The organism is Streptomyces sp. L-9-10 (assembly GCF_004151105.1).
Taxonomy (GTDB): domain Bacteria; phylum Actinomycetota; class Actinomycetes; order Streptomycetales; family Streptomycetaceae; genus Streptomyces.
Genome location: NZ_PHRF01000064.1, coordinates 251,426 through 274,207, shown reverse-complemented (window position 1 = coordinate 274,207; position 22,782 = coordinate 251,426). Strand labels below are relative to the sequence as shown.

Below are 22,782 nucleotides of genomic sequence, written 5' to 3'. Positions count from 1 at the left end.
TGTTGAGTTCTCAAGGAACGGACGCTTCCTTTGTACTCACCCTCTCGGGCTTTCCTCCGGGCTTTTCCCTTCGGTCTTGCGTTTCCGACTCTATCAGATTCATTCGGCGTGTTCCGCCTCAAGAATTCCGATGACCTTTGGATTGGCCTTTTGCCTTTCGGCTGTTCACTACTTTAACCGAATCCCTGCCCGGCTCATAATCGAGCCATTGAGCCCGGAATTCGGCATGCCGAAATCCCAACCCGTCAGGGTGTGATCGAAAGTAGTGGATGGCCACTTCGGGGACTGCTGAGCAGCAGGACCCGTTGAAAGCGGCTCGGGCTACGTTAGGCGGATGAACGGAACGAGTCAAGTTCGACGTTTACGTGGCGCGTGGGCGCGATAGGGGCTCACCGAGGGGTCGTCGCCGATCCAGAAGCGCCAGGGGTGAACCGCGCCGTCGCCGCCCACTCCGGTGCGCGGGCCGCTGCGGACCTGGTCAGGGGGGACCGGGGTACCGGCGAGTATCGACAGTGGCGCCTCGGGGCCGGCGCAGACGTCCGTTCCGTTCAGGGCGCGGTCGACATCGAGGGCGGTGGCCAGGCGGGCCGGGCCTTTGGCCAGTTCTCTGTCATGACGGGCCGAGAGTCGACGTTTGCGGGCCAGTTCGACGCCCACGCCGATCTCGCCGGCCCGCAGCAGGACCCCGCTCGCCATGCCCTCCGGGCCGCACACCAGGTTGAGGCAGTGCCACATCCCGTAGGTGAAGTAGACATACGCGTGACCGGGCGGGCCGAACATCACCGCGTTGCGGTCCGTACGGCCGCGGAAGGCGTGCGAGCCCGGGTCGATCGCTCCCGCGTACGCCTCCACTTCAGTCAGCCGGAGTTCAATGGGACCGTCGTCCGTGTCGCGTATCAGCGTTCGGCCCAGGAGGTCCGGCGCGACCTCGAGGACCGGCCGGTCGAAGAAGTCGCGGGGCAGCGGCCTGCGGTCGGGGCTCTCGGTCATGGCGTACGAGCCTACCGGGGAACCGATTACGGTCGAGGCGCGTATGTAGAGGTCAGGATCTAGAAGGAGTGAACATGGGGTTCAAGAAGCTGCTCGCGAGCATGGGCGCCGGTGGCGCGTCGGTCGAGACGGAGCTGACCGAGCTGAACGTCGTCCCCGGCGGGGTCGTCCAGGGCGAGGTGCGGCTCCAGGGCGGGTCCGTGAACCAGCGGATCGAAGGGCTCAACGTCGGGCTCCAGGCGCGCGTCGAGGTCGAGGGCGGCGACCAGGAGACCAAGCAGGACATCGAGTTCACCAAGCAGAACATCGGCGGTGCCTTCGAGGTGCAGGCCGGGGCCGTGCATGTGGTGCCGTTCGGTCTGGAGATCCCCTGGGAGACCCCGATCACGACGATCGACGGCCAGTCGCTGCGCGGCATGAACATCGGTGTGACCACGGAGCTGGAGATCGCGCGGGCCCTGGACTCCGGCGATCTGGACCCGATCAACGTCCACCCGCTGCCGGCGCAGCAGGCGATCCTGGACGCCTTCATCCGGCTGGGCTTCCGTTTCAAGGCCGCGGACATGGAGCGCGGCCACATCCGCGGGACGCGTCAGCGGCTGCCGTTCTACCAGGAGATCGAGTTCTTCGCGCCGGAGCAGTACCGCGGGCTGAACCAGGTCGAGCTGTCCTTCGTCGCGGACGACCGCGAGATGGACGTCATCCTGGAGATGGACAAGAAGCCGGGGCTGTTCACCGAGGGCAGCGACTCGTTCCGGGCCTTCCAGGTGGGGCTCAACGACTTCCAGGGCACCGACTGGTCCGCCTATCTCAACCAGTGGCTCTCCGAGGTCGGTGGCCGTCGTAACTGGTTCTGAGCACAGGCTCTAGGCTCGGACCCGCAGGCGGCCGAGCTGCCGAGCAGTCAGGCGGCCGAGCTGCTGAGCAGCAAGGCAGGACAGCCGATTCGGAGGTTCAGACGTGACCGAGGGCAAGAGGGCTCCGCTCCCTCATGACTTCCATCCGCAGGTGCCGTCGTTCACCGTGGTGAGCGAGGACATCGCGCCCGGGGCGACTCTCAAGGACGCCCAGGTCCATGCCGCCGGGAACACCTCACCGCAGTTGCGGTGGGAGGGCTTCCCGGCGGAGACCCGGAGCTTCGCCGTGACGTGCTTCGATCCGGACGCGCCGACGGGCAGCGGGTTCTGGCACTGGGTGGTCTTCGATATCCCGGCGTCGGTCACGGAGCTTCCCGTGGGTGCGGGCACCGGTGCGTTCGAGGGGCTTCCCCAGGGCGCGGTGCAGGCGCGCAACGACTACGGGACGCGGGACTTCGGCGGCGCGGCGCCGCCGCCCGGGGATCCGGCGCACCGGTACGTGTTCACGGTGTACGCGGTGGACAGTGAGCGGCTGGGGCCCGACGCCGACGCGTCGCCCGCGGTCGTCGGCTTCAATCTGCGGTTCCATACGCTGGCTCGTGCGCAGCTCATCGGCGAATACGCCGCTCCTGCCGCCCTTTGACCGTTTTCCTTTTGTTTACCCTGCCCTGGTCTTGGAGAGATCAGGGCAGGGCATTTTTTATTGTGTTGTCCCTCTCGGCGTGCCCGGCCAGAGTTGATCCAGGCCCGACGCCTCCCGATGGGGCTCGGGTCGGCACACGGGAGGTGGGCGGGATGCGGGACACGCTGGTACTGAATGCGAGCTTCGAGCCGCTGTCGACGGTGACGCTCAACCGTGCGGTGGTGCTGGTGCTGCAGGACAAGGCCGTTGTCGAACACGCTCATCCCGATCTCCGTGTGCGTGCCGCCGCGGTGGAGCTGCCGGTCCCCCGGGTGATCAGGCTCTGCCGGTACGTACGGGTGCCGTTCCGAAGACAGGCTCCGTGGTCGAGGCGGGGGGTGCTGGTCCGGGACCAGCATCGTTGCGCGTACTGCGGCAGGCGCGCGACGACGGTGGATCATGTGGTGCCGCGGTCCCGGGGTGGTTCGGACAGCTGGCTGAATACGGTCGCTTCCTGCGCCGAGGACAATCACCGCAAGGCCGACCGTACGCCGGAGCAGGCGGGGATGCCGTTGCTGTACCAGCCGTTCGTACCGTCCCCGGCGGACGCGATGCTGCTGTCCCTGCGGGCCGGCGAGCGTTCGGAGCTGCCGCACTGGCTGGCCGCGGTCCAGTCCGCCGCGTAACGCGTGACGCGTCAGACGTCGTACGAATACGAGCACGAGCACACGTAGGAAGCCCGTTCCCGGTCCGGGAGCGGGCTTCGTCTCGTAGGCCCGTACCGCCCGTCACCCGTACCGGCGGACCAGCAGCTGGACGATGGCGACGACCCCGACCGCGACGACCAGGGCGCGCAGCGCCACCGGGGGCAGTCTGCGGCCGACCTTGGCGCCGAGCTGGCCGCCGATGGCGGAGCCGACGGCGATGAGGACGACCGCTGTCCAGTCGAACTCGGCGACGAAGAGGAAGAAGAGCGCGGCGACGGTGTTGACGACGGCGGCGAGGACGTTCTTCACCGCGTTCAGCCGCTGCATGGTGTCGTCGAGCAGCATGCCCATCAGGGAGAGATAGATGATGCCCTGGGCCGCCGTGAAGTAGCCGCCGTAGACGCTGGCGAGCAGGATCCCGGTGTACAGGAGCGGGCCGCCGTCGGGGCTCGCGCTGGTGCCCTTCCTGGCACGGCGGGCCTGGACGGACCGGGCCAGCCGGGGCTGGAGGATGATCAGGACGAGGGCGAGGGTGACCAGGACGGGCACGATCGTCTCGAAGGCCGTCGAGGGCAGTGCGAGCAGCAGTGCGGCCCCTGCCAGCCCGCCGACGAGCGCGGCGGCGCTCAGGCGCAGTATGCGGCGCCGCTGGCCGGTGAGTTCGGCACGGTAGCCGATGGCTCCGCTGATGCAGCCGGGTATCAGGCCAAGGGCGTTGGAGACCGTGGCGGTGACCGGTGGGAGGCCCGTCGCGAGCAGGACGGGGAAGGTGATCAGCGTGCCGGAACCGACAATGGTGTTGATGGTTCCGGCGCTGACGCCCGCGACGAATACGGCGAGCATCTCCCAAGTGGTCACGGTGCGCTGCCCTCCGGCGATCGGTGCTGGATGCACCGATCATGCACGAAGGGGCCGGGCGGTCAGTCCAGCGGGGGGTCCTGCCTGCGCTCCTTGCCGGTGTCGAAGCCCGGCATGCCGCCGCCCAGGTTGCCGAAGGCGCCGCTGAGTCCCTTGAGGGCGTCGCCGATCTCGCTGGGCACGATCCAGAGCTTGTTGGCGTCGCCCTCGGCGATCTTGGGGAGCATCTGGAGGTACTGGTACGAGAGCAGCTTCTGGTCGGGGTCGCCCGCGTGGATCGACTCGAAGACCGTACGGATCGCCTGGGCCTCGCCCTCGGCGCGCAGGGCGGCGGCCTTGGCCTCACCCTCGGCGCGGAGGATCGCGGACTGCTTCTCGCCCTCGGCGGTGAGGATCTGCGACTGGCGGATGCCCTCCGCGGTGAGGATCGCGGCGCGCTTGTCACGGTCGGCGCGCATCTGCTTCTCCATCGAGTCCTGGATGGAGGTCGGCGGTTCGATCGCCTTCAGCTCGACGCGGTTGACGCGGATGCCCCACTTGCCGGTGGCCTCGTCGAGGACGCCGCGCAGGGCCGCGTTGATCTCCTCGCGGGAGGTGAGGGTCCGCTCCAGGTCCATGCCACCGATGATGTTGCGCAGGGTGGTGACGGTGAGCTGCTCGATCGCCTGGATATAGCTGGCGACTTCGTAGGTCGCGGCGCGGGCGTCGGTCACCTGGTAGTAGATGACGGTGTCGATGTTGACGACCAGGTTGTCCTGGGTGATCACCGGTTGGGGCGGGAAGGGGACGACCTGTTCACGGAGGTCGATCCGGTTGCGGATCGAGTCGATGAACGGGACGACGATGTTCAGGCCCGCGTTGAGAGTTCGCGTGTAGCGGCCGAACCGCTCCACGATGGCGGCGCTTGCCTGCGGGATGACCTGGATCGTCTTGATCAGGGCGATGAATACAAGCACCACCAGGATGACCAGGACGATGATGATTGATGGCATCGCGTTCCTCGGGCCCTTCGCTGCCGGATGTTCTGATGATCGAGTTTCTCAGACCGCGGGCGTACTTGCTTACCGTTCGGCCGGGTTGGCTCACATCACCACGGCTGTGGCTCCGTCGATCTCGACCACATCGACCTGTTGACCGGGTTCGAACGCGGCTCGCTCGTCGTAGGCGCGGGCCGACCAGACCTCACCGGCCAGCTTGATCCGGCCACCTCTGCCGTCGACCCGTTCCAGTACTTCGGCCTGACGGCCTCTCAGCGCGTCGATGCCGGTGGCCGAGCCGGGGCTCGCGCCACGCTGCCGGGCCGCGTAGGGGCGTACGACGGCGACGAGCGCGACGGACACCACGACGAATACGAGGACTTGGGCCACGACTCCGCCACCGAGCGCCGCCGTGACGGCTCCGGCGACCGCTCCGGCCGAGAACATGCCGAATTCGGGCATCGCCGTTATGACGAGCGGAATGCCCAGTCCGACGGCACCGATCAGCCACCACACCCATGCGTCGATTTCCACATGGTCATGGTAGGGGCGGGGGTCCCTGTCCCGACAGGGGTGATATCCGGTCAGCTGAGAGTAGTTGACCGGCCGGACGTCAGCCGAGGGGAAGGCCCTGGGCGGTCCAGCGGTCGCCGTTGCGCTCGACGACGAGCGGGAGGCCGAAGCAGAGCGAGAGGTTGCGCGAGGTGAGTTCGGTCTCCACGGGACCGGCGGCGAGCACCTTGCCCTGACGGATCATGAGGACATGGGTGAAGCCCGGCGCGATCTCCTCGACATGGTGGGTGACCATGATCATGGAAGGGGCGTACGGATCGCGCGCGAGGCGGCCGAGTCTGCGCACCAGGTCCTCGCGGCCACCGAGGTCCAGGCCGGCCGCGGGCTCGTCCAGGAGCAGCAGTTCGGGGTCGGTCATCATCGCGCGGGCGATCAGCGTGCGCTTGCGCTCGCCCTCGGAGAGCGTGCCGAACCTGCGGTCCAGGTACTCGGTCATGCCGAGGCGGTCGAGGAAGGCGCGGGCGCGCTGTTCGTCGACCTCGTCGTAGTCCTCGTGCCAGGTCGCGGTCATGCCGTACGCGGCGGTGAGGACGGTCTCCAGGACCGTCTGGCGCTTGGGCAGCTTCTCGGCCATGGCGATGCCGGCCATGCCGATACGGGGGCGGAGGTCGAAGACGTCGACCTTGCCGAGCCGCTCGCCGAGGATCCGTACCTTGCCCGAGGTCGGGAAGAGATAGCTGGAGGCGAGATTGAGCAGGGTGGTCTTGCCGGCGCCGTTGGGGCCGAGGATCACCCAGCGCTCCCCCTCCTTGACCGACCAGGAGACATCGTCCACCAGAGCGCGTCCGTCGCGGACCACGGATACGTCCACCAGCTCCAGTACATCGCTCATGAGCGCGTTGTCTCCCCATGCAATCGTCTTGAGGTTTCGGTTGCGCCTGTAGGCGCGGCCCCCAAGGAAAACCTACGCCACCCGTCGGGGGGTCCGGCCGTGAGGTCCGTTCCCTACGCTGGTGCCATGCTTTCGCAACCACGCTCAGGACTGCTGGCCGCATGGGGAAATGCCCTTTTGGCCGGGTTTGTATCGCCGGACGACGCCGTGATCGCCGTGGTCGGCGACGACGCCGTACACCGGGTGGAAGGGCTGCCCGGTGAGGCCGGTCCTGTCGGGCTCACGCTGGCGCTGGGCCGGCTGCGGGCGCTCGGGGTGACCGGGTACCGCATCGCGCTTCCGGCGCCCGGCCATCCGCTGGGGCTCAGCGGCCCGCCGGAGTTCAACGCCCGTGCGCTGGAGGCCGAGGAGGCGGTGATCGCGGCCGGGGCGCCGTACGGACTGGTCCCCGAGGTCTCCGCTGCGGGCCCGGACGGGGACCAGCATGTCGAGGTCCTCTGGCACTGTCTGCCGGTACGGGAGGCACCGCCGGCGGACGTGCCCTCGCTGGGCGAGGCGGAACGCGAGCTGGCGGAGGCGCTGCGCGAGGCGACCGAGGTGCTCTCGCGGCTGGATGTGGCGGCGTCCGGGCCGGTGGCGGAGGCGGCGCTCGACGCGTACCGGGCACGGTCGGAGCGGGGACGCGAGGTGCTGGCGCCCGGCTATCCGCCGCGGGCGGTACGGGTGCTCGAACTGGCGCAGCGGATCGGGCTGCTGGTCTCGCTGGCGTACGAGCACGGGCACGGCGGCGCGGTGAGCGCGTCGGAGATGGCGGCGCGGGGTGAGGCGCTGCGGCCGGTGGAGCGGTGCGCGCGGCGGGCGCTGGTGGCGTCCTACAACGCGTATGTGGAGGAGCGGGAGCGGGGTATGCCGCCCGTTTCCTGAATCCCGGGGTGCTGCGCGAAAAAGGCCGCCGAGGCCCCGGAACCCACCCGCCAGGGGGTCACCGGGCCTCGGCGGCACGTGACGCGACGCGTCAGTGGTTGACCGAGGCGTTGCCGAGCGCCGGGTTCAGCAGACCGATCACGTTCACCGTGTTGCCGGTGAGGTTCACCGGGACGTGCACCGGGACCTGGACCGCGTTGCCGGAGCCGACACCCGGGGAGTGCTGCGCCACGCCGGTGGCGTGGGCGCCGCCCTCGGTGGCGGACGCGGCTCCGGCGGAGGCACCCGCCGCGAGACCGGCGGTGACGATGACCAGGGCGGCCTTCTTGGCAACCTTCATGGGATGTTCCTTAATCGTGTGATCAACAACAGCGGCGGTAGCCGCCGCACGCCATGAAGAACGCGCGAAAGACGATCAGGATGCGCCGTGTGGGTGACATACACCCGACGGTATGAATACTCAGACCGGAGTACGATCGTCCGATTCGCCGGGCCGTGTGTGCTCTCAGCCCGCGACCCCGTGTCGCACGGCCCAGAGGGCCGCCTGCGTACGGTCCGAGAGGTCCAGCTTCATCAGAATGTTCGAGACATGTGTCTTGACGGTCTTCTCCGAGAGCACCAGCGCACGGGCGATCTCCCGGTTGGAGCGCCCGTCGGCGATCAGACCCAGCACCTCGCGCTCGCGCTCGGTGAGGGACGTCCCCCTGCCCTGGCCACCGCCCGGCTCGTCCTGGGCCAGCAGCGCGCCCGCGACCTCCGGCTGGAGCAGCACGTGCCCGGCGTGTACGGAGCGGATCGCGCCGGCCAGCGCCTCGGGATCGATGTCCTTGTATACGTAACCGGAGGCACCGGCGCGCAGCGCGGGGACCACCGTGCGCTGTTCGGTGAAGCTGGTGACGATCAGGACCCTGGCCGGATTGTCGAGTTCACGAAGCTTGCGAAGTGCCTCGATGCCGTCGGTGCCCGGCATCTTGATGTCCATCAGCACGACATCGGGGCGGAGTTCCTCGGCGCGGGCGATGCCCTCGGCGCCGTCGGACGCCTCGCCCACGACCCGGATGTCGTCCTGGATCTCCAGGAACGTCCGCAGTCCGCGCCTGACCACCTGGTGGTCGTCCACCAGCAGCACGCGGATGGCCCGCCCGTCATCCGCCACCGCCCTTCCGGCGAAGCGCTCCGCGCCGCCCTTCTCCTGTTCAGCCACCGGGCACCTCCATCTCGATCGTGGTGCCCTGGCCGGGCGCCGATATCACCCTGAGTCTGCCGCCCACACCGCTCGCCCGGTCGCGCATCGAGACCAGCCCCAGATGACGGCCGGCCCGGCGCACCGCACGGGGTTCGAAGCCCGTGCCGTTGTCGGTGATGCCGAGGACCGCGCCCTGGCCGCGGCGGGCGAGGGTGACCTCGACGCGGTCGCCGCCGGAGTGGCGCAGCGCGTTGTGCAGCGCCTCCTGAGCCACCCGCAGCAGCGCCTCCTCCTGGGCGGCGGGCAGCGCCCGTATCCCGCGGGTGTCGAAGCTGACCCGCGCGGAGTGGGCCCGGTCGAGGACCTGGATCTGGGTACGGAGCGTATTGACCAGACCGTCCTCGTCAAGGGCTGCCGGGCGCAGCTCGACGACCGCGGCGCGCAGTTCGTCCGCGGCCTCGGCGGCGAGCGCGGCGACCTGCTGGAGCTCGCCCTTGGCCCGGTCCGGATCACGGTCCACCAGGGCCGTCGCGGCCTGGGCCGTCAGCCGCAGCGAGAAGAGTTTCTGGCTGACGGCGTCGTGGAGCTCGTGCGCGAGGCGCGAGCGCTCCTCGGCGATGGTGAGTTCGCGGCTGCGCTCGTACAGGCGGGCGTTGGTGAGGGCGATCGCGGCGTGCTGGGCGAGGATCGAGAGGAGTTCCTCGTCCTCCTCGGTGAATCCGCAGCCGCCGCCCTGCCGGGGGCAGCGCTTGTTGGCGAGGAAGAGCGCGGCGATGGTCTCGTCGCCGTCCTTGACCGGCAGCCCCAGGAAGTCCGACAGGTCGGGGTGGGCGGAGGGCCAGCCCTCGAAGCGCGGGTCCTCGCGTACGTCGGCGAGCCGCTCGGCCTTCTCCTCGTGGAGCATCGCGGCGAGGATCCCGTGCTGGCGCGGCAGCGGGCCGATCGCCTTCCACTGCTCGTCGCTGACGCCGTCCACGACGAACTGGGCGAAGCCGCCGTGATCGTCCGGCACACCGAGCGCCGCGTACTCGGCGTCGAGCAGTTCGCGGGCCGAGGCGACGATCGTCTTCAGGACGTCGCGGACCTCCAGATGCCTGCTCATCGCGAGGAGTGCGGTGCTCACGGCGGCGAGGCCGGAGCGGGGTCGGTGGCTCATGGCTTCACCGTACCGGCGGGCGGGGCGGACCGTATCGGCCCCGGGATCGGCTCCGACCAGGGCTGATGGCCTAGGTCCTGTGGTGCCGGGCGTAGGACGAAGTGCCCTTGTGGGACGGTCCCGGCGCACGAGGCGCCGGGGCCGTCCCCTTTCCTACGTTGGGCTCGTCAGGCGGGAACGGGCGTCGGGAGAAGGAGCGGACATCATGCCGGTAGCGATCATCACCGGGGCTTCCAGGGGACTGGGGCGCGCGCTGGCCGACGCGCTGGCCCGGCGCGGCTGGGATCTGGTGCTCGACGCCAGGACCGCGCGCGTACTGGACGAGACGGCCACCGAGGTCAGGGCGCACGGGACGCGGGTGGCGGCGTTCGCCGGGGATGTCACGGACGCCGGGCACCGCGAGGATCTGGTGGCCGCGGCGGCGGAGCTGGGGGCGCTCGATCTGGTGGTGAGCAACGCCAGCGCGCTGGGTGCCGAGCCGCTGGTACGGCTGGACGCCCTGCCGCTCGACGGGCTGCGGTCGGCGCTGGAGACCAATGTGGTGGCGGCGCTGGGGCTGGTCCAGTTGGCGCTGCCACTGCTGCGGACCGGTACGGCGGGCGCGGTGATCACGGTGAGTTCCGACGCGGCGGCGGAAGCGTACGAGACCTGGGGCGGGTACGGCGCGTCCAAGGCGGCGCTGGACCATCTCGCCGCCGTGCTCGCGGTCGAGGAACCGGAGCTGCGGGTGTGGACGGTGGACCCGGGCGACATGGGCACGGATCTGTACGCGGCGGCCGTACCGGACGACCGGGACCCGCGCCCCGAGCCGGCGTCGGTGGTGCCCGGCTTCCTGCGGCTGCTGGAGCGGCGCCCGGCCAGCGGCCGGTACGCGGCCCCCTCACTGCTGGAGACGAGGTGAGCGTCCTGCCGGCGCTGCGGGTGCCCGAGGAGCTGTCGGCGCGGGTCCCGGCGGAGCAGCGCGGGTCGGGCAGGGACGACGTACGGCTGCTGGTCTCCCGGGGGACGAGCGTCACGCACCACACCTTCCGGGAGCTGCCGGGGCAGCTGCGGGCCGGGGACGTGCTGGTCGTCAATACGTCGGCGACGCTGCCGGCGGCCGTCAGCGGGCGGCTGGGTCCCGATCCTGGCGGGGAACGGATCGTCGTGCACTTCTCGACGCGGGGTGACGACGGCCGGTGGGCGGTCGAGCTGCGCACGCCACGGCGGGACGACGGCGCGGGGACCACGCTGCCGCGCGCCGGGGGCCCGGCGGGGGCGGTGGTCCGGCTGCCGGGCGGCGTCCACCTCGTACTGGACGAGCCGCTGGCCCCCGGGGGGTCCCGGCTGTGGTGGGCGCGGGTCTCCACCGACCACCACGGGGCGTGGGTCTCCCCCGCGGACGTGCCGGGACTGCTGCGCCGCTACGGCCGGCCGATCCGGTACGGGTACACGGAGCGGGACCAGCCGCTCTCCGCGTACCAGACGGTCTTCGCGCGCCCCTCGCCCGACGGAGCGGGCTCCGCGGAGATGCCGAGCGCGGGGCGGCCCTTCACCGCGCGGCTGGTGGCGGAGCTGAGGAGCCGGGGTGTGCGGTTCGCGCCGCTCACGCTCCATACGGGGGTGGCGTCGGCGGAGGCGCACGAGCCGCCGTACCCGGAGCGCTTCGAGGTGCCGCGGAGCACGGCCCGGCTGGTGAACGCCGCGGCGGCGGACGGGCGCCGGATCATCGCGGTCGGGACGACGGCCGTGCGGGCCCTGGAGTCCGCGGCGGGACCGGACGGGGTGGTGCGGGCGGCCTCCGGCTGGACGGATCTGGTGATCACGCCCCGGCGCGGGGTGCGGGTGGTGGACGGGCTGCTGACCGGGCTGCACGAACCGGAGGCCTCACATCTGCTGATGCTGGCGGCGATCGCCGGGCGGGCGGCTCTGACCAGGGGATACGAGGAGGCGCTGCGCGGGCTCTACCTCTGGCACGAGTTCGGGGACGTCCATCTCCTCCTGCCGGCGGAGACTGTTCACGATTCTCATTGCTGAAGCAACAATCGGTCACATCGCCGGGTGCCCGATGTGAGCCCCGGCATAGGACGCACATCACTTACGAACGTCACTAGTCGACCAAAAAGGGGCGTGTGAGCTCGACATAAACCGGACACGGGGCGCCTTTACGGCGCCCCGTTCCACTATGCCGGGTCGTACGTCACACCTTTGCCAGAGCATTTTGCGACCGCTAAGAATTGCCGACGTCGCCGCCGAGCAGGCTGGCCATCCGGCCTCCGCGACTTCCGCTACTCGAAGAGGTACGTCTCTATGTTCTCGTCACGCACCCCTGGTCTCAGTCGCCTGAACAAGACCCAGAAGGCTTCCATGGCCGGCGTCGCCGCCGCCGGAGTCGCCGCGGTCACGTTCTCACTGGTTCCCGGCACGGCTGTCGCCGCCGAGTCCCAGGCTCCCGTCCAGTCCCCCGCCACCTCCCAGGTGACGACGTCGGCGACGGACAGCATCGAGACCTCCGCCGTGAGCGCGATCATCGCCAAGCAGTTCAGCAGCCCCGACACCGCGGCCAAGGTCCAGTCCGTGGTCCAGAAGACGGCGTCGGAGAAGAAGGCCGAAGAGGCCGCGAAGAAGAAGGCCGCCGCGAAGGCCAAGGCCGACGCGGAAAAGCGCGGCGAGGAAGCCGCCAACCGCTCCACCGTCCGTAAGCCCGTCTACAAGAACAACCTGGACGGCTGGATCAAGGAGTCGCTGGCCATCATGAAGAAGCACAAGATCCCCGGCTCGTACGAGGGTCTGCACCGCAACATCATCCGTGAGTCGAGCGGTAACCCGAAGGCGATCAACCTCTGGGACATCAACGCCCGGAACGGCATCCCGTCGAAGGGCCTGCTCCAGGTCATCCCGCCGACGTTCAAGACCTACCACGTCAAGGGCACCCCGTTCGACATCTACGACCCGGTCGCCAACATCGTGGCCGCGGCCAACTACGCCGCGGACAGGTACGGCTCGATGGACAACGTCAACAGCGCCTACTGAGCCCGGACCGGGCCCGGCGCGCCGAGGCGCTCCACACCGCAGAACGCCGGAGGGCGGCACCCCGCGACAAGGGTGCCGCCCTTCGGCGTGCGCGTCCGCGGTCCGTGGCGACCGCCGGGCCCTGTCCGACAGGGCCCGGGCGGCTACTCGCGCATGACCTCCGGCTCGTGGCGGCGCAGCAGACGCGACACCGCGACACCGCAGAGGACACCGATGAGCAGCAGGACCGAGATGTCCAGGACCCACTGGCCCGCCGCGTGCTCCCACAGCGGGTCCACGTTGGTGGGGTCGTCCGTGTCCCAGGGCGCCATCAGCGTGGAAAGGCTGAGCGTGGTGCCCACGCCCGCGACGGCCCAGCGCGACGGCATCAGCCAGGCGAACTGCTCCAGGCCGGGTGAGTCGTAGACCTGGAAGAGGACGCCGGTGAAGACGATCTGGACGATCGCGAACATGACCAGCAGCGGCATCGTCTTCTCGGCGGTCTTCACCAGCGAGGAGATGACCAGGCCGAACATCATCGAGGTGAGGCCGAGGGCGATCACCACGAGGCACATCTCGACGGCGGGCGGCAGGATCAGGCCCTCGGCGGGCAGCACACGGGGCGCGAATCCGATACCGCAGATGATCACGCCCTGGAGGGCGGTGATCAGCCCGAGTGTGATGACCTTGGACATCAGGTAGGCGGAGCGGGAGAGGCCGGTGGCCCGTTCCCGTTCGTAGATCACCCGTTCCTTGATCAGCTCACGTACGGAGTTGGCCGCACCCGAGAAGCACATGCCGACCGTGAGGACCAGCATGATCGTGCCCGCCCCGCCGTTGAACCGGGCGGGCGCCTCGGGCGGGCCGAGGCCGAACTTCGCCGGGATGACGACGCTGACCACACCGAGCACGGCGGGCAGGACCACCATCAGCCCCATGAAGCCCTTGTCGGACGCGATCACCGAGACATAGCGGCGGATCAGCGTCCCCAGCTGCGATCCCCAGCTCTGCGGCTTCGGCGGGCGCATCTGCTGGGCCGTGGGCATGGGCACGGACTGCGCGGCGACGGCGTCGATGTCGGCGGCGTACATCTGGTAGTGCTGCGAGCCGCGCCAGCGGCCCGCCCAGTCGTAGTCGCGGTAGTTCTCGAACGCGGAGAACACATCGGCCCAGGTCTCGTAGCCGAAGAAGTTGAGCGCTTCCTCGGGCGGCCCGAAGTACGCCACCGAGCCGCCCGGCGCCATCACGAGCAGTTTGTCGCAGCTCGCCAGCTCGGCCACGGAGTGGGTGACGACCAGGACCGTACGGCCGTCGTCGGCGAGGCCGCGCAGCAGCTGCATGACATCGCGGTCCATCCCCGGGTCGAGGCCGGAGGTCGGCTCGTCGAGGAAGATCAGCGACGGCTTGGTGAGCAGCTCCAGGGCGACGGAGACGCGCTTGCGCTGGCCGCCGGAGAGCGAGGTGATCTTCTTGTCCTTGTGGATGTCGAGCTTCAGCTCGCCGAGGACCTCACCGATCCTGGCCTCGCGCTCGGCCTCGGCGGTGTCACCGGGGAAGCGGAGCTTGGCGGCGTACTTGAGCGCCTTCTTCACGGTCAGTTCCTTGTGCAGGATGTCGTCCTGCGGGACCAGACCGATGCGCTGGCGCAGCTCGGCGAACTGCTTGTACAGGTTGCGGTTGTCGTAGAGGACCTCGCCCTGGTCGGCGGGGCGGTAGCCGGTGAGCGCCTTGAGCAGCGTGGACTTGCCGGAGCCCGACGGGCCGATGACCGCGATCAGCGACTTCTCGGGGACGCCGAAGGAGACGTCCTTGAGGATCTGCTTGCCGCCGTCGACCGTCACCGTGAGATGACGGGCGGAGAAGGAGACCTCACCGGTGTCGACGAACTCCTCAAGGCGGTCGCCGACGAGGCGGAAGGTGGAGTGGCCGACGCCGACGATGTCGTTCGGGCCGAGCAGTACGGTGCCGGACTTGGCGATCGGCTGGCCGTTGACGAAGGTGCCGTTGTGGGATCCGAGGTCATGGATCTCGAAGCGGCCGTCGGGCGTCGCCGTGAACTCGGCGTGCAGACGGGAGACCTGGAGGTCGGAGACGACCAACTCGTTCTCCAGCGCGCGGCCGATGCGCATGACCCGGCCGAGGGAGAACTGGTGGAAGGTGGTCGGGCTGCGGTCGCCGTGCGCCGACGGGGCCCCCGCGCCCCGCTGGTGCGGTACTTGACCGTGCTGCTGGGGAGGTATGTGCCCCTGCCGCGGTGCCTGCGCCTGATGCTGATGCTGTGCGTTGTGGTGTCCCTGCTGCTGCTCCTGCTGCCGTCCTTGCGGCTGTGCCTGGTGCTGCTCCTGCTGCCGTCCTTGCGGCTGTGCCTGGTGCTGTGCCTGGTGGTGTCCTTGGTGCTGTGCCTGGTGGTGGACTTGGCCCTGGTCCTGGGGCTGTCCCTGGTACGGGGCCTGCTGCCAGGCCTGTTGCTGCCACCCCTGCTGCTGCGGCGCCTGCTGCGCCGGGACCTGCTGTTGCGCCGGGGCCTGCTGCTGCGCCGCCGCGCCGGTGAGGCTCAGCCGGGGCCCGTCGGTGGCGTTGCCGAGATGGACGGCGGAGCCGGGACCGATCTCCGTCTGCTGAATGCGATGGCCCTGCACGTACGTGCCGTTGGTACTGCCGTGGTCCTCGATGACCCAACCGCGGCTCCCCCAACTGATGGTGGCGTGCCGCCACGAGACCCTGGCGTCGTCGACAGCCAGGTCACCCTGGGGATCACGTCCGAGGGTGTATGTCCTGGACGGGTCGAGCGTCCAGGTCCTTCCGTTCAATTCCAGTACGAGTTCCGGCACTCCATGCCCCACTTGTTGTCCCCCGATTTCCCCCGTCGCAGGGAGTCTAGGGATGGCGAACATCGGGTGGAACTATTTCAGGCGCGCAGCCAGGTTTGAAAGCCGGGCCTTGTCGATACCGGCACAAGCTCGTAACAGCGCGCGAGGGGGCGCGGGAAAATCCCCCAACAGGGACAAAGCCAGTGGGACGGCCTGCCCGCGGCCGGGGCGGAGGGGCCGACAGGGCGGAGGGGAGAGAGGGGGCCGGCAAGGCGGAGGCGGGGTCGCGGCGAGGGCCGGCGGCCGGGTGGTACCGCTCCGTGACAGGTCCGGCTTCAGCCCGCGTACGTCCCGCGGCCACCGGCCGTACGTCGACTTCACGCCACCGTCACAGCCCCTCGGGCGGCCCCGTTCCGCGCGCTGTCCGGTACGCGGGACAGGCAGCGCGCATCGGCGGTCGGCCCGATACGGTGGAAGCACCATGAGCGCATCGCAGCCCCCTCGGACCGCAGACGTCCCCACCCTTCTCGTCAAGATCTTCGGGAAGGACCGCCCCGGGATCACCGCCGGGCTCTTCGACACCCTCGCCGCCTACTCCGTCGATGTGATCGACATCGAGCAGGTCGTCACCCGTGGCCGGATCGTGCTGTGCGCGCTGATCACCGCGCCGACCGCGGGCGGCACCAGCGAGGGCGCACTGCGCGCGACCGTGCACAGCTGGACGGAATCGCTCAAGCTCCAGGCCGAGATCATCTCGGGCACCGGTGACAACCGGCCGCGCGGCAGCGGCCGTTCCCATGTCACCGTGCTCGGCAACCCGCTGACCGCGGAGTCGACGGCGGTCATAGCGGCCAGCATCACCGGGACCGGCGGCAATATCGACCGGATCTTCCGGCTGGCGAAATACCCGGTCACCGCCGTGGAGTTCGCGGTGTCCGGGGTGGAGACCGAACCGCTGCGCACCGCGCTGGCCACCACCGGATCCGAGATCGGCGTCGATGTCGCCGTCGTCTCGGCCGGACTGCACCGCCGGGCCCAGCGGCTGGTGGTGATGGATGTCGACTCGACCCTGATCCAGGACGAGGTCATCGAACTCTTCGCGGCCCACGCCGGCTGCGAGGCCGAGGTCGCCGAGGTCACCTCCAGGGCGATGCTCGGGGAACTGGACTTCGAACAGTCCCTGCACGCCAGGGTGGCGCTGCTGGCCGGGCTGGACGCGTCGGTGGTGGAGAAGGTACGGGCCGAGGTCAGGCTCACCCCGGGCGCCCGCACCCTGATCCGTACGCTCAAGCGGCTCGGCTACCAAGTCGGGGTCGTCTCCGGTGGATTCACCCAGGTCACCGACGCCCTCCAGGAACAGCTCGGGCTGGATTTCGCCGCCGCCAACACACTGGAGATCGTGGACGGCAAGCTCACCGGACGCGTGGTGGGCGAGATAGTGGACCGCGCGGGCAAGGCCCGGCTGCTGCGCCGGTTCGCCGCCGAGGCGGGGGTGCCGCTGGCACAGACCGTCGCGATCGGCGACGGCGCGAACGATCTCGACATGCTGAACGCGGCGGGGCTCGGCGTGGCCTTCAACGCCAAGCCCGTCGTCCGCGAGGCCGCCCACACGGCGGTGAACGTGCCGTTCCTGGACACCGTGCTCTATCTGCTGGGCATCACCAGGGAAGAGGTCGAGGCGGCGGACGGCGAGGACGGCTGACCACGGCCGCCCCGCCCGTACATGGGAAGGCCCCGGCACGCGTACCGAGCGCGTGACCGGGGCCTTCTCCATGAACGTAACTCCATGAACGTGAACGGATGGACGTACGGCCCGGCCCGGCCGGGCCGGGCCTGGCCGGGTCAGTCGTGCGGGCTCCAGAAATCGACGAGCTTGCCCACGCCGTGCTCCACCGACTTCCAGCTGCCGTCGAAGACGATCACGGCGAAGGCCGAGGTCGCGAAGCCGGTCCGGGTCATCCGGGCGAGGGTGTCGCCCTCCCCCGCGCCCGAGAGCGCGTCGGCCAGGGCGTGCATACCCGGGTTGTGACCGACGAGTAGCAGATCGTTCACCTCGTCGGGCGTCTCGTTCAGCAGCGCGAGAAGATCACCGAGGGTGGCGTCGTAGAGCCGCTCCTCGTAACTGGTCCTGGGGCGCTGCGGCAGCTCCTGCACGGCCAGCTTCCAGGTCTCGCGGGTCCTGAGCGCGGTCGAACAGAGAGCCAGGTCGATGGCGATACCGGTCTCGGCCAGCCGACGGCCGGCCACAGCGGCATCCGCGCGGCCACGCTCGGCAAGCGGTCGTTCATGGTCGGCCACATCCGGCCAGTCGGCCTTCGCGTGCCTGAGTAGGACGATCCTGCGGGCTGTATCGACGCTCATGCATCCCAGCTTCGCATGAAACGCGCCATAGGGCGCAGGGTGTTGACGCACGGCCCCGGCACGGGTGAACACGCCCGCCGGCGGTCCCGTACTACCGGCCCAAGGTCAGATGGATGTGCTCCAGAATCCGGCTCATCGTGGGGCCGTCCGTCGCGGCATGCGCCTGGCCGGGGCCCGCCATCAGCAGGAACAGCGCGACGAAGGCGACGACGGGCAGCGCCATGGACCACCACGGCAGCCGGATCTCGACACTGTCGGAGGAGGCGGGTGAGTGGGACCGGGAGCGGGTTCGGGCCGGCATGGCCGCCTCCGTAGGTCTGCGGTTGTCGAGGTACCTCGAACCTACGGATCATGTCCCCCGGATCCCATCCGGTGACCCACCCACTCGACCCTGACCCTGACCCCCTAGGGGACGGTGGTGCTAGCCCCACCCCCATTTTTTGAGGGCTCGGTTCGCCTCCGGAAGGACCGCACCCGGAACGTCAAGCGCACCCCGTCAGGGGCTCGCGATGGAGGCGATGATTCCGATGATCACCATGATGCCGATGATCGCGCCGAAGACGAGGAGCAGCTTCCGCTGGCCGTTCTGGGGATTCGGGTCAAGGACTGGCATACGGTCAGTCTCGCATCCGCGTCTCGTCCTCTATCGTCCGGTCCCTGCCCGCCACGATGCCCGCCACCATCTGCGGCAGCAGGAACGTCGCCATCAGCGCGATCGGCAGCCCGGGGCCACCGGTGTGCTGGTACAGCACTCCCACCAGCAGCGGGCCAGGGATCGAGATCAGGTAGCCGGTGCTCTGGGCGAAGGCGGAGAGCCGTACGACGCCCGCGCCGGTCCTGGAGCGCATGCCGATCATGGTGAGGGCCAGCGGGAAGGAGCAGTTCGAGATTCCCAGCAGTACGGCCCAGACCCAGGCGCCCTCGGCCGGGGCGAAGTACAGGCCCGCGTAGGCGCTCAGTCCGCAGAGCCCCAGGGCGATGACGATCGGGCCCTGGTTCTTCATACGCGCGGCCGTCCGTGGGATCACGAAGGCCAGTGGCACCCCCATCACCATGATCACGGCGAGCAGCAGCCCGGCCGTGCCCGCCGAGATCCCCGCGTCGCGGAAGATCTGCGGCATCCAGCCCATGGTGATGTACGCGCCGGTGGCCTGGAGGCCGAAGAAACAGGCGAGCGCCCAGGCGGTACGGCTGCGCCCGAGGCTCAGCCCCGAAGCCGAAGCCGAAGTCTGGGCCTGCGCCTGGGCCGGGACAGTGGCCGCGTGCGACGGCGAAGACGACGGCGACGGCGACGCGAAGGCGCCCCGCTCGCGTACGAGACCGAGCCAGGGCAGCACCGCGAGGGCCGCGAGCACGGCCCACACGCCGAGCCCCGTCCGCCAACTACCGCCCAGCGCCTCGGTCATGGGGACGGTCACGGCCGCCGCGAGCGCGGTGCCGAGCGCGAGCGCCATCGAGTACAGCCCGGTCATCGTGCCGACACGGTCGGGGAAGTAGCGCTTGACGATCACGGGCATCAGGACGTTGCTGACGGCGATCCCCATGAGCGCGACCGCGCTCGCCGCGAGGAAGCCGGCCGTACCGTCTGCGAAGGGGCGGATCAGCAGCCCCGCCGTGATCGCCACCATGCCCGCGCAGACGACCGTGCCGGGGCCGAAGCGCCGGGCCAGCCGGGGCGCCGCGAAACCGAAGACCGCGAAGCAGAACGGTGGTACGGAGGTGAGGACACCCGCGACGCTGCCGCTCATGTGCAGCCCGTCCCGTACCTCTTCGAGCAGCGCGCCGAGGCTGGTGATGGCGGGGCGGAGATTGAGGGCGGCGAGGACGAGCCCGGCGACGAGAAGCCGCGTGAACCAGACCCCGGTCCGTGGACCTGGGGCGTCGGCGGACGCGGTCACGGACGGGGTCGGGCTCAGGGACTTCGTGAGCGCCGGTGACCCGGGTGTCTGTGGTGGCGGTGGCGGCTGTATCCGCTGTATCTGTGTCTGCGGCTCGTCGGACATGGAGCCATCATAGAATCATGGGATGATTGGTTGTCCACAGACGAGGAGCACCATGCCGCTGAACTCCCCCCGCCGCTCCGCGCTCTCCGACCAAGTGATCACCGAGCTGCGGAATCAGATCACCTCGGGCGAATGGCCGGTGGGCTCGCGTATCCCTACCGAACCGGAGCTGGTCGAGCTGCTCGGTGTGGCCCGTAACACCGTCCGCGAGGCGGTGCGCGCGCTCGCCCACAACGGGCTGCTGGACATCCGGCAGGGTTCGGGCACGTATGTCGTCGCGACCAGCGAGCTGGCGGGGGTGATGCACCGCAGGTTCGCGACCGCCGATCCGCGGCATGTCGTCGAGCTGCGCTCCACGCTGGAGTCGTCGGCCGCGCGGATGGCGGCCGAGCGGCGTACGGAACGGGATCTGCGCCAGCTGGACACCCTGCTCGCCCGGCGCGAGGAGGCATGGGCCTCGGGCGACGCGGAGGTCTTCGTCATGGCCGACGCGAGCCTGCACATGGCGGTCGTCGCGGCCTCGCACAACGATGTGCTGACCGCGGTCTACGCGGATCTGGGCCATCTGCTGCGCGACCAGCTCCGCGACAACGTGGGGCGGGAGCTGCGGCCGGAGAACCATATGGACCACGCGCGGCTGGTGGCGGCGATCCGGGCGGGCGACGTGGAGACGGCGGGGACGGAGGCAGCCAGCCATGGCCTCGGCTGCCTGGGGGAACGGGTCTGAGCCACCGCGCCCGGTGCTCGCGGCCCCTCAGGGCCGCTCATGGGTGATCCATACCTCGCGTATCTCCTTCCAGCACCGGTCCGTCAGCTCGGCGTATCCGGCCGGTCCGACCTCCACGGGCGCACTGTCGGCGTCGATGTCCCACCAGCGCGCGCACTCCACGTGCAGCCGGATCCGGTCGGCCTCGGGATACGGGTTGTGGCAGGACGCGGTGGCCCGCGAGCCCTCTATCGTCGTACGGCAGGAGGCGTGGAAGCGGTCGGAGTCACCGCGCTTCGCGACGGCCCCGGCGCTCGGCGCGCCGGTCAGGGAGACCGCGAGTCCCGTCGTGAGCAGAGCGGCTGTCGTGAGCGCTGTCGTGAGCGCTGTCGTACGGCGACGCTGCGGGCGCATGCGCACACACCTCCTCGCCCCCTCCCCCACGGTGACCGGATGACCCCGGTCCGCTCAGTGTGCGGTGCATCGCCGGTCTTTTCGACTCGGGCGGACGCGGCGGGCACATCCCGGCTTGTCACACACGGAGCCGCGCCCGTCACGCACTGGCCGCACCCGTCACACACGGAAGCCGCGCGCCGTCTCCTGGACGGTCACGCGGCTTCCGGGGTACGCGAACGGTACGGGCGTCAGGCGCCCATCATGTGCACGCCACCGTCGACATGGACGATCTCGCCCGTGGTCTTCGGGAAGAAGTCCGACAGCAGACCGACGACCCCGCGTCCGGCCGGCTCCGGGTCCGAGAGGTCCCAGCCGATCGGGGCCCGGTGGTTCCACACGTCCGCGAGCTCCTCGAAGCCCGGGATGGACTTGGCGGCCATCGACTTGATGGGACCGGCCGAGATCAGGTTGCAGCGGACGTTCCGCGCGCCGAGATCACGGGCGAGGTAGCGGTTGGTGGATTCGAGCGCCGCCTTGGCGACCCCCATCCAGTCGTACTTGGGCCAGGCCACCTGCGCGTCGAAGGTCAGCCCGACGACCGAGCCGCCGCGCCCCATCAGCGGCAGACAGGCCATCGTCAGCGACTTCAGCGAGTACGCCGAGACCTGCACCGCGGTGCCGACGTCCTCCCAGGTGCCCTCCAGGAAGTTGAAGGCGCCCTGCGGACCGAAGGCGATCGAGTGCACGATGCCGTCGAGCCCGGCGCCGCCCTCGCCCTGGATCTCCCGGACCCGGTCCGCCAGCCCGTCCAGGTGCTCCTGGTTGGTGACGTCCAGCTCGATGACCGGGGCGGGCTTGGGCAGCCGCTTCGCGATGCGCTCGACGAGCGTGAGCCTGCCGAAGCCGGTGAGGATGACCTCCGCGCCCTCCTCCTGCGCCACCTTGGCGGCGTGGAAGGCGATGGAGGACTCGGTGAGAACACCCGTGACGAGAATGCGCTTGCCGGCGAGGATTCCACTCATGTGATCAGTGACCCATGCCCAATCCGCCGTCAACGGGAATGACGGCTCCAGTGATGTACGAGGCGTCGTCGGAGGCGAGAAACCGCACCGTGGCGGCGATCTCCTCCGGCTGCGCATAGCGGCCGAGCGGTACCTGCGAGACGATGCCCGCGCGCTGCTCGTCGGTGAGCACCTTCGTCATATCGGTGTCGACGAAGCCGGGCGCGACGACATTGAAGGTGATGTTCCGCGAGCCCAGTTCGCGGGCGAGGGAGCGGGCGAAACCGACCAGACCGGCCTTGGAGGCCGCGTAGTTGGCCTGCCCCGCCGAGCCGAGCAGCCCGACCACCGAGGAGATCAGGACGACCCGGCCCTTCTTGGCGCGCAGCATGGCGCGGTTGGCGCGCTTGACGACCCGGAAGGTGCCGGTGAGGTTGGTGTCGAGCACGGAGGCGAAGTCCTCCTCGGACATCCGCATCAGCAACTGGTCTTTGGTGATACCGGCGTTGGCCACCAGCACCTCCACGGGACCGTGCTTCTCCTCGATCTCCTTGTAGGCCTGCTCCACCTGCTCGCTGTCGGTGATGTCGCAGCGGACCGCCAGGCAGCCCAGCTCCGTCAGGGCCCGCGGCGGCTCGCCGGACCGGTATGTGATGGCGACCTTGTCACCGTTTTCCGTGAAGGCGCGGGCGATGGCGAGGCCGATGCCCCGGTTTCCTCCGGTAACGAGAACCGAGCGGCTCAACGGATCAGCCTTTCCCTAGCGGTCTTCCAGCTGTCTGGTACGTCGAAAACCTATCGGTACCGTGCCTCTCGCGGAGAATCGACCCCT

At 69.7% G+C, this 22,782-nt stretch carries 25 protein-coding genes; 9 read left to right on the top strand and 16 right to left on the bottom strand.

The window, feature by feature from the left end:
• Positions 1–348 precede the first annotated feature (348 nt).
• The gene (locus tag CU044_RS18010; RefSeq protein WP_129769723.1) at positions 349–990 is read right to left on the bottom strand and encodes a DNA-3-methyladenine glycosylase; all 642 of its coding nucleotides are present in this window, start codon (positions 988–990) and stop codon (positions 349–351) included.
• Positions 991–1,064: 74 nt separating this feature from the next.
• On the opposite strand from CU044_RS18010, the gene CU044_RS18005 reads away from it, so the two are divergent.
• From CU044_RS18005 to CU044_RS17995, 3 genes are all read left to right on the top strand, one after another.
• Positions 1,065–1,847 carry a sporulation protein gene (locus CU044_RS18005; RefSeq protein WP_129769722.1) on the top strand — a complete coding sequence of 261 codons (783 nt, stop codon included), beginning with the start codon at positions 1,065–1,067 and terminating at the stop codon, positions 1,845–1,847.
• A 103-nt stretch (positions 1,848–1,950) separates the two neighbouring features.
• Positions 1,951–2,490 (top strand): YbhB/YbcL family Raf kinase inhibitor-like protein, encoded by a 540-nt coding sequence (locus CU044_RS18000; protein ID WP_129769721.1) that lies wholly within the window; start codon positions 1,951–1,953, stop codon positions 2,488–2,490.
• A 152-nt stretch (positions 2,491–2,642) separates the two neighbouring features.
• Positions 2,643–3,155 carry an HNH endonuclease gene (locus tag CU044_RS17995; protein WP_129769720.1) on the top strand — a complete coding sequence of 171 codons (513 nt, stop codon included), beginning with the start codon at positions 2,643–2,645 and terminating at the stop codon, positions 3,153–3,155.
• 102 nt (positions 3,156–3,257) lie between these two features.
• Here CU044_RS17995 and CU044_RS17990 read toward each other — a convergent pair whose 3' ends face one another.
• The 4 genes from CU044_RS17990 to CU044_RS17975 all read right to left on the bottom strand — a co-directional run bounded on the left by CU044_RS17990 (position 3,258) and on the right by CU044_RS17975 (position 6,416).
• A complete protein-coding gene (locus tag CU044_RS17990) occupies positions 3,258–4,034 on the bottom strand; it encodes a sulfite exporter TauE/SafE family protein (RefSeq protein ID WP_129769719.1) in 777 nt (258 codons plus the stop codon).
• Between the two features lie 62 nt (positions 4,035–4,096).
• Positions 4,097–5,026 carry an SPFH domain-containing protein gene (locus tag CU044_RS17985; RefSeq protein ID WP_129769718.1) on the bottom strand — a complete coding sequence of 310 codons (930 nt, stop codon included), beginning with the start codon at positions 5,024–5,026 and terminating at the stop codon, positions 4,097–4,099.
• 90 nt (positions 5,027–5,116) lie between these two features.
• On the bottom strand, positions 5,117–5,545 hold the full coding sequence (locus CU044_RS17980; protein ID WP_129769717.1) for an NfeD family protein: 429 nt from the start codon (positions 5,543–5,545) through the stop codon (positions 5,117–5,119).
• 79 nt (positions 5,546–5,624) lie between these two features.
• Entirely contained in the window at positions 5,625–6,416 is a 792-nt protein-coding gene (locus CU044_RS17975; RefSeq protein ID WP_129769716.1) for an ABC transporter ATP-binding protein, read from the bottom strand.
• A gap of 126 nt (positions 6,417–6,542) precedes the next feature.
• On the opposite strand from CU044_RS17975, the gene CU044_RS17970 reads away from it, so the two are divergent.
• Positions 6,543–7,340 carry a hypothetical protein gene (locus tag CU044_RS17970; RefSeq protein WP_129769715.1) on the top strand — a complete coding sequence of 266 codons (798 nt, stop codon included), beginning with the start codon at positions 6,543–6,545 and terminating at the stop codon, positions 7,338–7,340.
• Positions 7,341–7,431: 91 nt separating this feature from the next.
• Here the strand turns inward: CU044_RS17970 and CU044_RS17965 are convergent, their stop codons facing one another.
• The 3 genes from CU044_RS17965 to CU044_RS17955 all read right to left on the bottom strand — a co-directional run bounded on the left by CU044_RS17965 (position 7,432) and on the right by CU044_RS17955 (position 9,682).
• Positions 7,432–7,680 carry a chaplin gene (locus CU044_RS17965; protein WP_129769714.1) on the bottom strand — a complete coding sequence of 83 codons (249 nt, stop codon included), beginning with the start codon at positions 7,678–7,680 and terminating at the stop codon, positions 7,432–7,434.
• A 165-nt stretch (positions 7,681–7,845) separates the two neighbouring features.
• The gene (locus CU044_RS17960; protein ID WP_129769744.1) at positions 7,846–8,496 is read right to left on the bottom strand and encodes a response regulator transcription factor; all 651 of its coding nucleotides are present in this window, start codon (positions 8,494–8,496) and stop codon (positions 7,846–7,848) included.
• A gap of 40 nt (positions 8,497–8,536) precedes the next feature.
• Complete coding sequence (locus CU044_RS17955) at positions 8,537–9,682, bottom strand: GAF domain-containing sensor histidine kinase (RefSeq protein WP_129769713.1); 1,146 nt, start codon at positions 9,680–9,682, stop codon at positions 8,537–8,539.
• Positions 9,683–9,887: 205 nt separating this feature from the next.
• Here CU044_RS17955 and CU044_RS17950 point away from each other — a divergent pair, with 205 nt between their 5' ends.
• The 3 genes from CU044_RS17950 to CU044_RS17940 all read left to right on the top strand — a co-directional run bounded on the left by CU044_RS17950 (position 9,888) and on the right by CU044_RS17940 (position 12,694).
• The gene (locus CU044_RS17950; protein ID WP_129769712.1) at positions 9,888–10,583 is read left to right on the top strand and encodes an SDR family oxidoreductase; all 696 of its coding nucleotides are present in this window, start codon (positions 9,888–9,890) and stop codon (positions 10,581–10,583) included.
• Entirely contained in the window at positions 10,580–11,698 is a 1,119-nt protein-coding gene (locus CU044_RS17945) for an S-adenosylmethionine:tRNA ribosyltransferase-isomerase (RefSeq protein ID WP_129769711.1), read from the top strand. The genes CU044_RS17950 and CU044_RS17945 overlap by 4 nt, the downstream gene beginning before the upstream one ends.
• Before the next feature lie 273 nt (positions 11,699–11,971).
• On the top strand, positions 11,972–12,694 hold the full coding sequence (locus CU044_RS17940; RefSeq protein WP_129769710.1) for a transglycosylase SLT domain-containing protein: 723 nt from the start codon (positions 11,972–11,974) through the stop codon (positions 12,692–12,694).
• 143 nt (positions 12,695–12,837) lie between these two features.
• Here CU044_RS17940 and CU044_RS17935 read toward each other — a convergent pair whose 3' ends face one another.
• Positions 12,838–15,504 carry an FHA domain-containing protein gene (locus tag CU044_RS17935; RefSeq protein WP_129769709.1) on the bottom strand — a complete coding sequence of 889 codons (2,667 nt, stop codon included), beginning with the start codon at positions 15,502–15,504 and terminating at the stop codon, positions 12,838–12,840.
• A 460-nt stretch (positions 15,505–15,964) separates the two neighbouring features.
• Between CU044_RS17935 and serB the strand changes: the two genes are divergently transcribed.
• Positions 15,965–17,185, top strand: coding sequence for a phosphoserine phosphatase SerB (gene serB / locus CU044_RS17930; RefSeq protein WP_129769708.1), 1,221 nt, complete (start codon positions 15,965–15,967; stop codon positions 17,183–17,185).
• 140 nt (positions 17,186–17,325) lie between these two features.
• Here serB and CU044_RS17925 read toward each other — a convergent pair whose 3' ends face one another.
• From CU044_RS17925 to CU044_RS17910, 4 genes are all read right to left on the bottom strand, one after another.
• Positions 17,326–17,844, bottom strand: coding sequence for a histidine phosphatase family protein (locus tag CU044_RS17925; protein WP_129769707.1), 519 nt, complete (start codon positions 17,842–17,844; stop codon positions 17,326–17,328).
• A gap of 91 nt (positions 17,845–17,935) precedes the next feature.
• Positions 17,936–18,145 (bottom strand): hypothetical protein, encoded by a 210-nt coding sequence (locus CU044_RS17920; protein WP_129769706.1) that lies wholly within the window; start codon positions 18,143–18,145, stop codon positions 17,936–17,938.
• Between the two features lie 195 nt (positions 18,146–18,340).
• Entirely contained in the window at positions 18,341–18,457 is a 117-nt protein-coding gene (locus tag CU044_RS40030) for an SGM_5486 family transporter-associated protein (protein ID WP_129769705.1), read from the bottom strand.
• A 4-nt stretch (positions 18,458–18,461) separates the two neighbouring features.
• A complete protein-coding gene (locus tag CU044_RS17910; protein ID WP_129769704.1) occupies positions 18,462–19,847 on the bottom strand; it encodes an MFS transporter in 1,386 nt (461 codons plus the stop codon).
• 52 nt (positions 19,848–19,899) lie between these two features.
• On the opposite strand from CU044_RS17910, the gene CU044_RS17905 reads away from it, so the two are divergent.
• Complete coding sequence (locus CU044_RS17905) at positions 19,900–20,574, top strand: FadR/GntR family transcriptional regulator (protein ID WP_129769703.1); 675 nt, start codon at positions 19,900–19,902, stop codon at positions 20,572–20,574.
• 27 nt (positions 20,575–20,601) lie between these two features.
• On the opposite strand, the gene CU044_RS17900 is transcribed toward CU044_RS17905, so the two are convergent.
• From CU044_RS17900 to fabG, 3 genes are all read right to left on the bottom strand, one after another.
• Positions 20,602–20,967: a hypothetical protein gene (locus tag CU044_RS17900; RefSeq protein ID WP_129769702.1), complete on the bottom strand. Its 366-nt coding sequence runs from the start codon at positions 20,965–20,967 to the stop codon at positions 20,602–20,604.
• 230 nt (positions 20,968–21,197) lie between these two features.
• Positions 21,198–21,971, bottom strand: coding sequence for an enoyl-ACP reductase FabI (gene fabI, locus CU044_RS17895; RefSeq protein ID WP_129769701.1), 774 nt, complete (start codon positions 21,969–21,971; stop codon positions 21,198–21,200).
• 4 nt (positions 21,972–21,975) lie between these two features.
• Positions 21,976–22,695: a 3-oxoacyl-[acyl-carrier-protein] reductase gene (gene fabG / locus CU044_RS17890; RefSeq protein WP_129769700.1), complete on the bottom strand. Its 720-nt coding sequence runs from the start codon at positions 22,693–22,695 to the stop codon at positions 21,976–21,978.
• Positions 22,696–22,782 lie beyond the last annotated feature (87 nt).

Bases quoted from the DNA above. Each gene is read 5' to 3' on its own strand.
- CU044_RS18010 (WP_129769723.1), bottom strand. From the start codon at position 990: ATGACCGAGAGCCCCGACCGCAGGCCGCTGCCCCGCGACTTCTTCGAC.
- CU044_RS18005 (WP_129769722.1), top strand. From the start codon at position 1,065: ATGGGGTTCAAGAAGCTGCTCGCGAGCATGGGCGCCGGTGGCGCGTCG.
- CU044_RS17995 (WP_129769720.1), top strand. From the start codon at position 2,643: ATGCGGGACACGCTGGTACTGAATGCGAGCTTCGAGCCGCTGTCGACG.
- CU044_RS17985 (WP_129769718.1), bottom strand. From the start codon at position 5,026: ATGCCATCAATCATCATCGTCCTGGTCATCCTGGTGGTGCTTGTATTC.
- CU044_RS17975 (WP_129769716.1), bottom strand. From the start codon at position 6,416: ATGAGCGATGTACTGGAGCTGGTGGACGTATCCGTGGTCCGCGACGGA.
- CU044_RS17970 (WP_129769715.1), top strand. From the start codon at position 6,543: ATGCTTTCGCAACCACGCTCAGGACTGCTGGCCGCATGGGGAAATGCC.
- CU044_RS17965 (WP_129769714.1), bottom strand. From the start codon at position 7,680: ATGAAGGTTGCCAAGAAGGCCGCCCTGGTCATCGTCACCGCCGGTCTC.
- CU044_RS17955 (WP_129769713.1), bottom strand. From the start codon at position 9,682: ATGAGCCACCGACCCCGCTCCGGCCTCGCCGCCGTGAGCACCGCACTC.
- CU044_RS17950 (WP_129769712.1), top strand. From the start codon at position 9,888: ATGCCGGTAGCGATCATCACCGGGGCTTCCAGGGGACTGGGGCGCGCG.
- CU044_RS17940 (WP_129769710.1), top strand. From the start codon at position 11,972: ATGTTCTCGTCACGCACCCCTGGTCTCAGTCGCCTGAACAAGACCCAG.
- serB (WP_129769708.1), top strand. From the start codon at position 15,965: ATGAGCGCATCGCAGCCCCCTCGGACCGCAGACGTCCCCACCCTTCTC.
- CU044_RS17925 (WP_129769707.1), bottom strand. From the start codon at position 17,844: ATGAGCGTCGATACAGCCCGCAGGATCGTCCTACTCAGGCACGCGAAG.
- CU044_RS17920 (WP_129769706.1), bottom strand. From the start codon at position 18,145: ATGCCGGCCCGAACCCGCTCCCGGTCCCACTCACCCGCCTCCTCCGAC.
- CU044_RS40030 (WP_129769705.1), bottom strand. From the start codon at position 18,457: ATGCCAGTCCTTGACCCGAATCCCCAGAACGGCCAGCGGAAGCTGCTC.
- CU044_RS17910 (WP_129769704.1), bottom strand. From the start codon at position 19,847: ATGTCCGACGAGCCGCAGACACAGATACAGCGGATACAGCCGCCACCG.
- CU044_RS17905 (WP_129769703.1), top strand. From the start codon at position 19,900: ATGCCGCTGAACTCCCCCCGCCGCTCCGCGCTCTCCGACCAAGTGATC.
- CU044_RS17900 (WP_129769702.1), bottom strand. From the start codon at position 20,967: ATGCGCCCGCAGCGTCGCCGTACGACAGCGCTCACGACAGCGCTCACG.
- fabI (WP_129769701.1), bottom strand. From the start codon at position 21,971: ATGAGTGGAATCCTCGCCGGCAAGCGCATTCTCGTCACGGGTGTTCTC.